We start from the raw sequence: 12644 nt of genomic DNA, 5'->3' as shown, positions 1-12644 counted from the left end.
GGCTAAAATAGTATAAACCAGCTCTACCACTGGGCGGTAATCTTTGCTTTTTTGTTCAGGTATTTGTCCACAGCAAGGGCAGCTTTTACACCATCTGCCGCTGCTATCACAGCCTGCTTTATGTTGGTGCAGAGCACATCTCCCGCAGCAAATACTCCGGGAACTGAAGTCATCATTTCTTCGTTGACCACTATGCAGTGTTCTCCGTTCATCTCCACCTGGTTCATAAGAAAGTCCACCGAGGGCTTGTTACCACCCAGGAATATGAATACACCATCCACCTGCAGGAGCCTTTTCTCCTTCGTTGTAATATTCTGAACCCACAGCCCCTCCACAAGGGATGTGCCTGAGATTTCCACAACCCTGTGATGAAGGAGTATTTCCACCTTTGGGTTGAACTGTATCTCAGAGACCATCTCGTGGGGTGCCTTTATCCTGCTGGAAGGGACAACGAGGTAAATCTTGCTTGCAAAACGGGCTATAAACTCAGTTTCCTCAAGGGCGTAGTCATCCTCTCCTATTACAGCCACAGGTCTGTCTTTGAAAAAGGCTGCATCGCAGACCCCACAGTAAGATACACCCTTACCGAGGAATTCTTCCTCACCTTTATACTTGTTCGTCCTTTCCATAGCTCCCGATGCAACTATCACAGCCCTGCCCTTAAATTCTCTACCATCTATGGTATATACTCTCTTTATATCATTCATCAGGTCCGTAGCTATTACCTTACCCCTTATAAACTCTGCACCAAAGGCTTTTGCATGTTCACGAATAAGCTTCAGAAGCTCATATCCAGATAAGGGACCCCTTATACCAGGGTAGTTCTCTATCTGTTGCGTCACTCCAAGCGCTCCATCTGCCTCAGCCCTATAAAGCACAAGGGTTGAAAGGCCAGCTCTTGCGGTGTATATGGCCGCAGAGGCACCTGCGGGTCCACCGCCAATTATAATTACATCGTAAACCTTATCTGTATGAAAATCCAGTGTCAGCTCCATACCTTATCCTCCATATAGAATATAAAAATATAGTCCCCCCAGTGGGGGAAGTTTCAAGTCTGCAGAGCCTCGTAAACTCTCCCTACAAGCTCCTGAGATGGCTTGAGGGTTTTCTCACCCTCTTTCCACTTTGCAGGGCAGGCCTCATCGGGATGGCTCATCAGGTATGCGTTTGCCTTCATCTTGCGCACCAGTTCTTCTGCGTTCCTTCCCACGTTGTAGAAGTTAACTTCAGAGCCAACAAGTATACCATCTGGGTTGATTATAAAGGTTCCCCTCAAGGCAAGCCCCGTGTTTTCATCGTAGACTCCAAAGAGCCTTGAGACCTTTCCTGTAGGGTCTGCACCCATGAGATATCTGACATTCTCCAGTAGTTTTTCTGCTCTCTGCCATGCAAGATGGGTGTATTTGGTGTCCGTTGAGACGGATATTACCTCAACCCCCATCCTCTGGAGCTCTTCGTAGTGCTCTGCAAGGTCTGCCAGCTCTGTGGGACATACAAAGGTAAAATCTGCAGGGTAGAAAAAAAGCACTGTCCATTTCCTCTCCCTGAGAAGGTCCTCCAGGGAAACCTTCCCAAAGCCGAGAGTTTTGGGGTCATACACCTCCATCTCAAAATTTGGAACCTTCTGTCCAACCTTAACTGCTTCCATGTCTTACCTCCTTAATCAAGTTTTTGTTATTGAATATTATAAGCTATTGAGAAAAATTTGCAATATGATGTAAGTCAACTCCAGGAATGAGAGTTTATAATCTTTAACCAAGGAGGGTTTATGAAAAAAGCCATTCTTGTAAGGCTTGTAGGTGTAATGCTACTTGCCTTTTTACTTATACTCGCAACCACGCTTTATACCTTCAGATCTCAGGCTATTGGAGAGTCCAAGCAGAGGGCATACATAATATCTGAACTGGTCAGGGATACACTTACCTCTTTTATGGTCATGGGCGTAATAAACAGGAGGGATGAGTTTCTTAGCAGAATAAGGGAGATAGAAGGGGTGGAGGAGATAAGGGTTATAAGGGCAAAGAGCGTGGTGGAGCAGTTTGGAGGTGGCATGAGGTTTGAGCTGCCAAAGGATGAGCTGGAAAGGGCAGTCCTCCAAACAGGCAAGACCATGGAGCATCTTGAGGAATCCCTCACCTCAGTTAAATACAGAATAGTTATACCTTACAGGGCAGAGCCTATAAAGGGGGTAGACTGTCTTCAGTGCCACAGGGCTAAGCCAGGTGAAACCCTTGGTGCCATAAGTCTGAGCATGGACCTGACTCACATAAGGTCAGCTTCTGCAAAGGTTCTCTCCGTGCTTACTGTTGCTTTCCTGCTTGCCCTTGCCGCGGTTGCACTTTTTATGAATCTTTTTATAACGAAGATAAGTAGCTTTATAAATGAGCTTGCTCAATTTATGAAGTCTGCGGGGGAGGGCTCCTTTAAATATGAAATAAAAACAGACCCAGGATATGAAGCCAGTGCACTGAAAGAGATATTATCCCAGTCCTTCAAAAGCCTTCACAATACCCTGAACTCTGTTGAGGAGAAGGTCAGGAGCATGATAGGTTATGGGGTGTTGAAAACTGGAAATGTGCTTTCGGACACTTCAAAGATTGTGGACGAGCTTCTTAACATCTATAAGTTCAAGAGGGTAATAGAAAAGGACAGGCGTAAGAAGGACGTTTACGAGAGGATAAGGGAGGTGCTGGAGGATTACATGAGCCTTGACAACTTCTGTCTGTATGAAGTGAACCAGGCAAAAAACAGGATGAGTCTGGTTTATGCCATAGGTTCCAAAAGCCGCTGCAATGAGGTTATACTTGAAAATGCAGAGGAATGCAGGGCAAAAAGAACAGGAACCAGCGTGGATTCAAGAGAGTTTCCCTGCATATGCCCAAACTTTGGAGATAACCAGGCATGCAAAGAAGGTAGACTTCATTACTACTGCATACCCGCATACGTGGGTGGTGCGGTGGGCAATGTGGTGCAGTTAATCTACGAACCTGAGATGGAGCCCTTTATAAACCTGTTAATACCATACATAAAGGGCTATCTCAATGAGGCGGCGCCAGTGCTTGAGGCAAGAACCTACATGGACATGCTCAGAGAGCAGTCATTCAGAGACCAGCTTACAGGGCTATACAACAGGAGGTTCCTTGAGGAGACGATTGATAAGCTGGTTGCCCAGACAAGAAGGCGTGGGACAGCTCTGGGCATTCTCATGGTGGATGTGGATTACTTCAAAGAGGTCAACGATAGATACGGTCATGATGTGGGGGATAGAGTTCTCAGAGAGGTTGCCCATCAAATACAAAAATCTGTGAGAGAGGCAGACATGGTGATAAGATACGGTGGAGAGGAGTTTATGGTGCTTCTGGTAGACGTGCAGCCTGGTAAGTCTGAAGAGGTGGCTGAGAAGATAAGAAGGGCTATAGAAAACCACACCATAGAGGCACCAGGGATTGTGCTGAAAAAGACCGTTAGCATAGGTGTTGCTGAATTTCCCCATGACTCTGATAAAATATGGCAGTGCATAAAGTTTGCAGATGTTTCTCTTTACAGGGCAAAGCAGGCGGGCAGGAACAGGGTTGTAAGGTTCAGAACCGAGTTCTGGCAGGAGGAGAGTTACTAAAATATTCTATTGATGAGAGAAAGAGACCTTATAAGGCTTGAGTTTTTTCATGTTCTGGACAGGATAAAGACCTATGCTCATTCAAAGGCAACAGAGAGGTTCATTGACCAGATAAGGCCCACAAGCGACAGGGATTCGCTGAAAGAAAAATTGAGCCTTGTGGAAGACTTTATGAAAGTTTCCAACAGAGTAAATCTATACAACTTTGAGGATGTGGAAGAACTTATAAAGAGGACTTCCATAAAGGATTATGCCATAACAGTGGATGAAGCCCTTGCACTTCTTAAGGTGATAAGGCTTATAAGGGAGCTCAGAAAAGTTCTCGGGGAAATGGTTCAGACATACAGGAGCCTTACCAGGCTTACAAAGGGGCTCCATCTTTTTAGCAGCCTTGAGAACATGATTGAGTCTGTTATAGACCCGCGGGGCTTTGTAAAAGACTCTGCAAGCGAGAATCTTAGGGAGATAAGGCAGAGGATAAGGGATACAGAAAAGGAGGTGCTTAAGAGGCTTGAAGCTGTCTTCTCAAGACCAGATGCTGACAGGGTCTTTTCTGACAAATTCGTTGCCTACAAAAATGGCAGGTATGTGTTGCCAGTAAAGACCACAGAGGTCAAGAAAGTGGTCGGTGTAGTGCACGGGACCTCCTCCTCTGGCTTTACCACATATGTGGAGCCTCAGAGCGTAATTGAGCTAAACAACAGGCTTACAACCCTACGAGATGAAGAAGAGGAGGAGGTAAGAAGGATACTGAAAAAACTCTCTTCCATGATTGGTGAGCAGTCCCAGAGGCTTATGGAGGCCTTCAGAACTCTTGTGAAGGTAGATTATCTGAATTCTGTTTCTCAGTTTTCCAGAGCATATGGAGGAAGGTTCCCCTCCATGGGTCAGCATGTGGAGCTTCTGGGGGTGAAACATCCGCTTCTGGTGTTTCTGAAGGAGGATGTGGTTCCTCTTGATATAGTCATAAAGGGCAAAAGAGGGCTTGTGTTAACAGGACCAAATACGGGTGGTAAAACTGTGGCCCTGAAAACTCTTGGCCTTTGCTGTCTTCTTTTCCAGTCTGGCATACCCATACCTTTGCAGGAGGGCACACTACCAGTTTTTGAAAATGTCTTTGTGGACGTGGGGGACGAGCAGAGCATAGAGCAGAGCCTCTCCACCTTTTCCTCTCACATGGTCAACATTGCTGAGTTCCTGCCCCATGTGAAGGAAAACACCCTGGTGCTTCTTGATGAGCTGGGTGCTGGAACTGACCCCGTAGAAGGTTCAGCCCTTGGAGTTGCAGTTCTGGAATATCTAAGGGAGAAAATGGCCTTTGTGCTTGTTAACACCCATCACACACCCATAAAGGTGTATGCCCTCAACTCTGACTACTACACGCCAGCAAGCACGCTTTTTGACAGAGAAAGCCTGAAGCCTCTTTACAGGATAGTATACGATGCGGTGGGGGAAAGCATGGCACTTTTTGTAGCCCAGAAGTGTGGTATGCCGGAGGAGCTGATACAGAAGGCAAGAAGATTTCTTCCTGCAGGCTTTGAGGAGTATTTTACCGCAAGAGAAATGCTTGAAAGTTATATAAGGGAGTATCAGGAAAAGCTAAGGGAACTGCAGGAGGAGAGAGAAAGACTTGAAAAAATGATAGCGGAGCAGGAAGCCATGCTTAGGGAGCTTGAAAGCAGAAAGAAGCAGGAGATAAGAAGAGCCATAGAGGATGTAAAGGAGCGTTTTGAGGAGTTTCTCCATGAGGCAGAAAAGCACATGAGAAGTCTAAAAGACAGGCAGAAGCTCAGGGAGCTGTTCAGGGAGAAGGTAGAGGAAGCCTACAAAAAGGAAAGGGAGGAAACCATAGAGGTTGGAGACTGGGTGGAGATATTTGGCTCAAAGGGTAGAGTGCTTGAAATAAGGGAGGGAAAAGCCTGCCTTCTGGCTGGTGGTGTAAGGGCATGGGTGAAGCTCTCAGAGCTAAGAAAGACCGAACCACCTCCAGAAGAGCAGCAACCGGAGAAGGTTTTTGAGATAAAGAGAAGTTCACCATCGGAGATAAACCTGACAGGCTTTAGCGTGGAGGAAGCAATCACCAAACTTGAACTTTTTCTTCAGGAAGCCCACAGCATGGGTCTGAAGGCTGTAAAGATAATACATGGTTATGGGACTCTGAAGAGAGCTGTTCAGGAATTTCTCTCTTCTTCACCCCTTGTGGTTTTCCACAGGGAGGGGTATCCAAAGGAGGGAGGAGCGGGAACCTCCCTCGCATATCTGAACAGAGACTAGCAGGCAGACCCTGGTGAACCGGAACAGTCAGAGCACAGGTGAATTGGGTGAATCTTCAGAAGGAATTCAAGCCCCTTTTCTTCAAACCACGGCGCCACGTCCCCGTGTTTTACCTTCCACAAAAAGTATTTTTCAAAGGCTGACTTGATGTAGTGCATTATGGCACCTTTCCTGTAAAGCACCGTTGACCTGGGAGGAAGCACAGGAGAAGCGAAGAAGCCCATGGCATCGCCACCCATATCCGCTATGCATATGGCAGACAGCTCAGGAGCGTATCTGTCTGGATTGTTCCTTATGTCGTTGATTATGTTGTGAGCAACCGCAAGAGCCATCTGCTCTATCATCATACCAGTCTTGGGTGCACCTGTGGGTATGGGTGTTTGCTCCACAGGAGGTATGGCAGTGACCACTCCTACTCCAAAGATATTCCTGTATGTGGGGTTCTGAAAGCATCTGTTGACTATGACCATCTTGTTGGCTGGGTTTGCCACCTTTTCACCTGCAGACTGAACTACTTCGGGACCCATAAACCTTGGCATAATCATGGAGAGTTTTGCAGGTGCCTCATAGGTCTTGCCCTCAAGGTCTTCGTATATTACCCTGTCCGGCTCAACCTTTGTTATCTTCACGTTGGCAACCCACTTTATGCTCCTTTCTGCCATTACATCTTCCATGAGCCTTCTGGAGGGTCCGACACCACCAAGCCCCATATGACCCACGTAAGGTTCTGATGTAATGTAGGTTATGGGCACCTTATGCCTTATGCCTCTCTTTTTGAGTTCATGATGGAGCATGAAGGCAAATTCGTAAGCCGGACCGAAACAGCTCACGCCCGGTATGGCACCCACCACCACAGGTCCCGGGTTTCTGTAGAACTCTTCAAGCCTTTTGTTGAGCTCCATGGCGTGCTCTGCAGTGCACACAGAGGTGGAGTTCTGCTCCTGACCCTCTGCGCCAAAGACAAGCTTTGGACCTGTGGCTATGACCAGATAGTCATACTCTACAACCTTACCACCCTTTGTCTTTACCCTGTTGGCTTCAGGGTCAATGCTCTCCGCATCCTCGTTTATGAAGTCTATGCCGTGCTTTGGAAGGAGTCCTGCAAGGGGGACACTTATGTCCTCGAACTTCCTCCAGCCCAGAGCGAGGTGGGGCCAGGAAGGAGTGAAGCCGAAGTAGGGTCTTCCCGATATGATGGTGACCTTCAGGCTTTTGTCTAACTTTTTGAGGTCGTAGGCGGTGGCTATTCCACCTATCCCACCGCCGATTATCACCACATGCTTGCTCATAACACAACCTCCTGAGTTTTATAAGTAATAGCTTATAATTATATAAGCAAAATGTTAGACATGTCAAATAAAATTACAAAAAACTCCTTTTGTCCTTTATAATTCCTTCTGATATAATTAAAATGTTATGAACTATGTCAGGAGGTAAAGTCATGGAAACTTCAAGAAGGGACCTTATGGGTCTTGCCATAGGCGGTCTCGGAGTTGTGGGAGTCCTTGGAGTCCTGTATCCAATAGTCAAGACTCTTGCACCAAGCGCTGCCTCACTTGCGGGTGCCATGGTGGAGGTGGATGTGGCTTCCATCCCAGAAGGGCAGGTCAGGGTTGTATCCTGGAAGGGCAAGCCTGTCTTTGTGGTCAAGCTCCCACAGGGCTTCCAGTGGACCGGTAAGGCAAAGGAGGAGGTCAATGCCAGACTACTTCAGGGTCAGGAGGCATACGCTCTCATAGCGGTATGCACCCACCTTGGCTGTGTTCCTCTCTGGAAGCCTCAGGGTGAGGCTGAGTTTAACTACCCTGTTTTTCACTGTCCCTGTCACGGAGGTTTCTATTCACCGTGGGGAGATAACATAGCCGGTCCTCCGCCAAGACCACTTCACGTGCCTCCGCAAAAGAGGGATGGCAACAAGCTTGTTATAGGTGAAGCAGGCTTTGTCAAGGAACTTACATAAGGAGGTGTGAAGATGCTTGGAAGGATTGGCAGATGGATTGATGAAAGGGCGCACCTTTCTGAGCTTTGGCAGTCTCAGATGGTGGACTACAAAGTGCCCAAAAACCTCACCTTCCCCTACGCTTTTGGGATTATGGCAATAGTGGCCTTTGCCATTCAGGTCATTTCTGGCATATTCCTTACCATGTATTATCAGCCAAACGTTCATACCGCTTTTGACAGTGCCAACTACACCATAATGAAAGAAGTGCCTTTCATGTGGCTCATAAGGCACGTGCACGCCGCGGGTGCAAACTTCTTCCTTGCGGTAGTCTACCTCCATATATTCACTGGCATATACTATAATGCTTACAAGAAGCCGAGGGAACTTACCTGGATTGTGGGATGGCTCATTTACTTTGTTCTCCTTGTAACAGCTCTTACCGGATACCTCCTCCCCTGGGGACAGCTTTCTTACTGGGGCATGGTGGTTACCGCAGAGATTCCTACTTCAATAGACTCTGCACCTCTCATAGGTCATCTCAAAATAGGAGAGACCATATCCATATGGATGAAGGGAGGTTATGAAATAGGTCAGATAACCCTCGGAAGGTTCTTCGGTCTTCATATATGGCTCCTGCCCCTCATACTTCTCCTTCTTGTAAGCATACACCTCTATCTAGTGCGTGCAGCGGGTATATCCAATCCAGAGGGAAGAGAGATAGACAAGAAAAAAGAAGGTGTCCCCTTCCATCCTTACATGACCCTCAAGGAGGGTGCCTACATAATGGGCTACCTTGCGGTGTTTTTCTTCTTTGTCTTCTTCTACATGCACCACTTCCTGCCACCAGACAACTATGACCCTGCAGACCCCTTCAAAACACCAGCCCACATAGCTCCTGAGTGGTATTTGCTGGCATACTATACCATATTCAGGTCCATACCTGACAAGTTCCTCGGTTTTGTGGCCTTCAATCTTTCCCTTGTCTTCTTACTTATACTGCCCTTCCTTGACTTTTCACCACTAAAGAGTGCGAGGAACAGACCTCTCTTTTTCATAATGTTTATTGTGCTGGTAATATCCTCCATGGCTCTTACTATACTGGGGACCATGCCTCCCACACCCACCAACGCCATGCTTGGCCTCGTGTTTACCGCAGGACTCTTTGCCTTCTTCCTTTCTCTCCCCATCATATCCATCATAGAGTGGGGATGGTATAAAGCAAGAGGAGGTGAGAAGCAATGATTAAGACCATCTTTTTTACGGTTATCATAGTGCTGTTTTTTTACATAATATGGATTAACAACATTTTTGCCCATCGTGAAACTTACGAGATGCCCTCTCAGTATGCAAAGATAGCAAGTGATGTGAAGAGCTACGCAAAGGAGGGTAAACAGCTATTTGAGCAGAACTGTCAGGCATGCCATTCTGTCAGATATGATGCGGTTTACATAAGCTCTGTGCAGGCGAACCCAAAACTCAAAACGCTACAGGAAAAGTATGGAAAGGTTCTGCCAAGAGATGTATATGAGGCGGTATTCCATGAAGACCTCATGGCATTGAAAGAGTCATTCGGTAAGGTTCCTCCAGACCTTTCCACCATGTATCTTGTCAAGGGTAAGGAATACTTATTCAACTTTACCCTTGAGCCTCAGAAGGTGCTTCCGGGAACATCCATGCCCCCGGTCATGGCAGGAAGACCAGAGGAAACTGCAAAGATAATCGCCTATCTCAAGTCTGTATCCGAGCCCTCTCCTGAGGAGAAAAACAAGAGGGTTCTTATGGGTGTGGGAACAATAGCCTACCTTGTGGTTATGGGTGTCCTTCTGTGGTTATGGAGAGGAAAAATTCTCAAGAGGATGGGCTTGCACTGATGCATTTGTCCTTCAGGGGGCACTCCCTACACAGGGGGTTGCTCCTGCAATACCTCTTTGCGTGCTCGTCTATGAGGGCGTGGAATTCTCTATAGACTTCAAGGTCCTGGGGGAGGTTTGACTCAAAGAAACTCTTGAGGCTGTGGTAATTTCCATCAACTCCCATAAGCCTTTTCATAAACCTCTGTGTGTATTTGTCCACCACGAAACTCAATCTTTCACCTGCATAGAGAAGTATGGCATCTGCAGTTTCAGGTCCTATTCCTTTGACCTTTAAAAGCCCCTCCCTTGATACCTCTCTTACCATGTCCGTTGGATTTATAAACTCTGCCACCGCCTTTAGTCTCTCTGCCTTCTGATGGTAGAAACCGGAGGGTCTTATGAGTTCTCTGAGCTTCTCAATCCTGGCATTCCTTATAAACCGAAGAGACAGCTCACCCTCCCTTTTCAGGTTTTCTAAAGACTTCTCCACGTTCTTCCAGCTTGTGTTCTGTGTAAGCACAGCCCCTATTATGACCTCATCCCTCGGGTCCGTGCCCTTGAGTTTGTGGTATTGAATGTCCACAGGCCACCATTTTTGAGGACCGTAAAGCTCAAGTAAAAGCCCGTAGAGCCTGAGCAACCTCATCATAGACCTTCTCACCCCCTGAATATCTCATACCAAGCTCCTTTGCCCTTTCCCTCTGAAGGAAGCCTTCCCTGACAAGCAGTTGAAGAAACTGAGTGAGGTTGTGTAGCTTTTTTGCTTCTGGGCTTCCCCTTTCAAAGTCAAGCAGATAAACATTCCCGTCTTCTCCTATGAGGGTGTTTTTGTCAAGCCTCTGAAGCTCCTCTTTGTTTATACCGAGGGAGTCAAGAATCTTTATTAGTTCAAGTATCCTGAGGTATATATCCACCTTCTCCTGAATTGTGAGTTTCTTTTTTTCTATGGGAACTCCTTCTATAAAGGTATAGACTATAAATTCCTCCCCGCAGTAGAGGAGCTGGGGAAACCCTTTCATTCCCAGCAGTCTTCTGAGTATCTCACATTCCTTTTTAATGGCATACACTCTTTCCCTGTCCCTTGCCACCTTTATAGCAACTCTTTCCCCCTTCCACACACCCCTGTAGATATAACCCCTCCACCCTCTGTTGAAGAGCTCAAGACCTTCCACTTCTGCCCTGAACTCTTCAAACCTCACCGACCACCCTGTAGCCCCACTCCTCTATTGCAGACTTTAGCGTGTGGAAGGGGATTTCTTCCTCCATACGGACCTGCACCTTCCCTTCCTGAAGAGTGACCTCCACATGGGATACACCTTCAAGGGAGTAGATTGCCCTCTTTACAGTCTCCACACAGTGCTGACAGGTCATACCCTCAACCTTCAAAGTTTTTTCCACCATAAGTCTTTAATATATACTCAGCATCTGTCTTCGTGTTCATGTTCAGGAAGGAAAGGAGCTCTGGGTCAAGTCCAATCACTTCCCTCTCGGTAAGTTCCTTGCGAGTAAACCTTTCCACGAAATCCACAACCTTCTCACCTCCAGAGTTGAGGTAGACCCTTAGCTCTGGCAAAACTTGCCTGTAGTATACCGCAAAAAGAGGATAGAGCTTTCCACCTATCCTGAAAAGGGTTATAGGTGGTTCTGCCCTTTCCAGCAGAAGCTGGACAACCTCCCTCTTTATCATGGGCATGTCTCCAGCCAGTATCAGGGCTCTATCCCCTCTGAGATTTTCCAGTGCTGTGTATACACCAGCAAGAGCGAGCTGTTTTGCAATTTTATCCTCCAGTATTTCCACATCCTTTAAGAAGGAAAACTTTTCTCTATCCTTAGTCACAAGGCAAAGCCTTTCGCAAAAACCTCTGAGGGCATCAACAGTGTATTCTATTACCTTCTTTCCACCAATCTGGTATAGCAGCTTGTCTTCACCAAAGCGTTTGCTGAGACCACCTGCAAGCACAAAGCATTCTGTCATTACTTGATGATAAGTTTTGCTCCGTTTGGCAGCCTTTCAACCCTTTCCGCTGAGTTCTGTTCCCTGGGTATGTAAACATATGTGCCTGCAGGTATAATCCCGGTTCTTATATGAGGATTGAGGTCTCTGAAGGTGCTTTCCCTTACACCTTTTCTTAATAGAACTTCCTCAACTGCAGTGTCTTTCTCCACAAGCCGCCTGTCTATTTCCATACCTTCAACCCTGACAGAAAGCCCGTACTTTTCAGGGTCTCTTGCGAGGAGGAGCACTGCAAAAAAGGCGGGAACGTAATTTCTGGTCTCCTCTGGCAGAAAACGCTGGGTTACCCAGAAGTCAACACCGCCAGTTCTTCTCGCCACACAGTTCTCACCACAATTGTAGCTGGCAAGGGCAAGCTCCCAGCTTCCAAACATACCGTAGAGGTCCTTGAGATACCTCATGGCAGCATCTGTGGCCTTCAGAACGTCAAACCTTTCATCCACATACTGGTCTACCCTGAGCCCATACCTCCTTGCAGTGGAAGGTATAAACTGCCAGAGTCCGGCAGCCCCGGACCTTGACACAGCAAAATTGTTAAAGGCACTTTCTATGACTGGAAGAAGGGCTAGTTCTTCAGGAAGACCATGCCTCTGCACTATTGGTCTTATGAGGGGCATGTAGTAGTTTGCCCTCTGGAGGGTAAGCTCAAAGAACCTTTTGTTGCTCAGGTAATAGTCCATAAACCTTCTTATTTCTTCTCTGTCCGGTATGGGTATGCCGAGAGCTTTTGCCTCCTCCCTTATAAACCTTTCCTCTTCCTCCGAGAAGTAAAAGCTCCCCCTCTGGACAAGGCTTACATTATGCTCTGCCCTGGGTATGGTTGCCTGACGAACCACTGGAGTGCAGGAGCTTAAGATTGTTGCTGATAGACACAGGAATAAAACCCCCTTTTTCATATCAACCCTCCAGTGTTTATTATACACTCATCGCCATCGGTGTTATAAA

13 protein-coding genes are annotated in these 12644 nt (G+C 47.0%); 5 read left to right on the top strand and 8 right to left on the bottom strand.

The window, feature by feature from the left end; genetic code table 11:
• Window positions 1–23: 23 nt before the first annotated feature.
• Both trxB and ACKRDP_RS03775 read right to left on the bottom strand, forming a co-directional pair.
• Window positions 24–995, bottom strand: coding sequence for a thioredoxin-disulfide reductase (gene trxB / locus ACKRDP_RS03780; RefSeq protein ID WP_409153421.1), 972 nt, complete (start codon window positions 993–995; stop codon window positions 24–26).
• Between the two features lie 53 nt (window positions 996–1048).
• Complete coding sequence (locus tag ACKRDP_RS03775) at window positions 1049–1648, bottom strand: peroxiredoxin (RefSeq protein ID WP_409153420.1); 600 nt, start codon at window positions 1646–1648, stop codon at window positions 1049–1051.
• 120 nt (window positions 1649–1768) lie between these two features.
• Between ACKRDP_RS03775 and ACKRDP_RS03770 the strand changes: the two genes are divergently transcribed.
• Both ACKRDP_RS03770 and ACKRDP_RS03765 read left to right on the top strand, forming a co-directional pair.
• A complete protein-coding gene (locus ACKRDP_RS03770) occupies window positions 1769–3616 on the top strand; it encodes a GGDEF domain-containing protein (RefSeq protein WP_409153419.1) in 1848 nt (615 codons plus the stop codon).
• Window positions 3617–3628: 12 nt separating this feature from the next.
• A complete protein-coding gene (locus tag ACKRDP_RS03765) occupies window positions 3629–5890 on the top strand; it encodes an endonuclease MutS2 (protein ID WP_409153418.1) in 2262 nt (753 codons plus the stop codon).
• On the opposite strand, the gene ACKRDP_RS03760 is transcribed toward ACKRDP_RS03765, so the two are convergent.
• Complete coding sequence (locus ACKRDP_RS03760) at window positions 5887–7179, bottom strand: NAD(P)/FAD-dependent oxidoreductase (protein WP_409153417.1); 1293 nt, start codon at window positions 7177–7179, stop codon at window positions 5887–5889. The two genes, ACKRDP_RS03765 and ACKRDP_RS03760, sit on opposite strands and share 4 nt — an antisense overlap.
• Window positions 7180–7331: 152 nt before the next feature.
• On the opposite strand from ACKRDP_RS03760, the gene petA reads away from it, so the two are divergent.
• From petA to ACKRDP_RS03745, 3 genes are read left to right on the top strand one after another with little or no spacing between them, the layout of a single operon-like run.
• A complete protein-coding gene (gene petA / locus ACKRDP_RS03755) occupies window positions 7332–7850 on the top strand; it encodes a ubiquinol-cytochrome c reductase iron-sulfur subunit (protein WP_409153416.1) in 519 nt (172 codons plus the stop codon).
• Between the two features lie 12 nt (window positions 7851–7862).
• Complete coding sequence (locus tag ACKRDP_RS03750) at window positions 7863–9074, top strand: cytochrome b (RefSeq protein WP_409153415.1); 1212 nt, start codon at window positions 7863–7865, stop codon at window positions 9072–9074.
• Entirely contained in the window at window positions 9071–9703 is a 633-nt protein-coding gene (locus ACKRDP_RS03745) for a cytochrome c1 (protein WP_409153414.1), read from the top strand. The genes ACKRDP_RS03750 and ACKRDP_RS03745 overlap by 4 nt, the downstream gene beginning before the upstream one ends.
• On the opposite strand, the gene ACKRDP_RS03740 is transcribed toward ACKRDP_RS03745, so the two are convergent.
• Genes ACKRDP_RS03740 through ACKRDP_RS03720 form a run of 5 tightly spaced genes read right to left on the bottom strand, consistent with a single transcriptional unit; the run spans window position 9681 to window position 12595 of the window.
• A complete protein-coding gene (locus ACKRDP_RS03740) occupies window positions 9681–10334 on the bottom strand; it encodes an endonuclease III domain-containing protein (RefSeq protein WP_489685576.1) in 654 nt (217 codons plus the stop codon). The genes ACKRDP_RS03745 and ACKRDP_RS03740 overlap by 23 nt on opposite strands.
• Window positions 10297–10884, bottom strand: a complete 588-nt coding sequence (locus ACKRDP_RS03735; protein ID WP_409153413.1) for a hypothetical protein — start codon at window positions 10882–10884, stop codon at window positions 10297–10299. The genes ACKRDP_RS03740 and ACKRDP_RS03735 overlap by 38 nt, the downstream gene beginning before the upstream one ends.
• Window positions 10874–11086, bottom strand: a complete 213-nt coding sequence (locus ACKRDP_RS03730) for a heavy-metal-associated domain-containing protein (RefSeq protein ID WP_409153412.1) — start codon at window positions 11084–11086, stop codon at window positions 10874–10876. The genes ACKRDP_RS03735 and ACKRDP_RS03730 overlap by 11 nt, the downstream gene beginning before the upstream one ends.
• On the bottom strand, window positions 11061–11660 hold the full coding sequence (gene mobA / locus ACKRDP_RS03725) for a molybdenum cofactor guanylyltransferase MobA (RefSeq protein ID WP_409153411.1): 600 nt from the start codon (window positions 11658–11660) through the stop codon (window positions 11061–11063). The genes ACKRDP_RS03730 and mobA overlap by 26 nt, the downstream gene beginning before the upstream one ends.
• Window positions 11660–12595, bottom strand: coding sequence for a lytic transglycosylase domain-containing protein (locus ACKRDP_RS03720; RefSeq protein WP_409153410.1), 936 nt, complete (start codon window positions 12593–12595; stop codon window positions 11660–11662). The genes mobA and ACKRDP_RS03720 overlap by 1 nt, the downstream gene beginning before the upstream one ends.
• Between the last annotated feature and the right edge of the window lie 49 nt (window positions 12596–12644).

The sequence above is a fragment of the Pampinifervens navoyensis genome (assembly GCF_046159715.1).
GTDB lineage: Bacteria > Aquificota > Aquificia > Aquificales > Aquificaceae > Pampinifervens.
This window is presented reverse-complemented; position numbering and strand designations above follow the sequence as displayed.

Excerpts from the sequence above, each read along its gene's own strand:
- trxB (WP_409153421.1), bottom strand. The coding sequence starts at position 995 with ATGGAGCTGACACTGGATTTTCATACAGATAAGGTTTACGATGTAATT.
- ACKRDP_RS03775 (WP_409153420.1), bottom strand. The coding sequence starts at position 1,648 with ATGGAAGCAGTTAAGGTTGGACAGAAGGTTCCAAATTTTGAGATGGAG.
- ACKRDP_RS03770 (WP_409153419.1), top strand. The coding sequence starts at position 1,769 with ATGAAAAAAGCCATTCTTGTAAGGCTTGTAGGTGTAATGCTACTTGCC.
- ACKRDP_RS03765 (WP_409153418.1), top strand. The coding sequence starts at position 3,629 with ATGAGAGAAAGAGACCTTATAAGGCTTGAGTTTTTTCATGTTCTGGAC.
- ACKRDP_RS03760 (WP_409153417.1), bottom strand. The coding sequence starts at position 7,179 with ATGAGCAAGCATGTGGTGATAATCGGCGGTGGGATAGGTGGAATAGCC.
- petA (WP_409153416.1), top strand. The coding sequence starts at position 7,332 with ATGGAAACTTCAAGAAGGGACCTTATGGGTCTTGCCATAGGCGGTCTC.
- ACKRDP_RS03750 (WP_409153415.1), top strand. The coding sequence starts at position 7,863 with ATGCTTGGAAGGATTGGCAGATGGATTGATGAAAGGGCGCACCTTTCT.
- ACKRDP_RS03745 (WP_409153414.1), top strand. The coding sequence starts at position 9,071 with ATGATTAAGACCATCTTTTTTACGGTTATCATAGTGCTGTTTTTTTAC.
- ACKRDP_RS03740 (WP_489685576.1), bottom strand. The coding sequence starts at position 10,334 with ATGATGAGGTTGCTCAGGCTCTACGGGCTTTTACTTGAGCTTTACGGT.
- ACKRDP_RS03730 (WP_409153412.1), bottom strand. The coding sequence starts at position 11,086 with ATGGTGGAAAAAACTTTGAAGGTTGAGGGTATGACCTGTCAGCACTGT.
- mobA (WP_409153411.1), bottom strand. The coding sequence starts at position 11,660 with ATGACAGAATGCTTTGTGCTTGCAGGTGGTCTCAGCAAACGCTTTGGT.
- ACKRDP_RS03720 (WP_409153410.1), bottom strand. The coding sequence starts at position 12,595 with ATGAAAAAGGGGGTTTTATTCCTGTGTCTATCAGCAACAATCTTAAGC.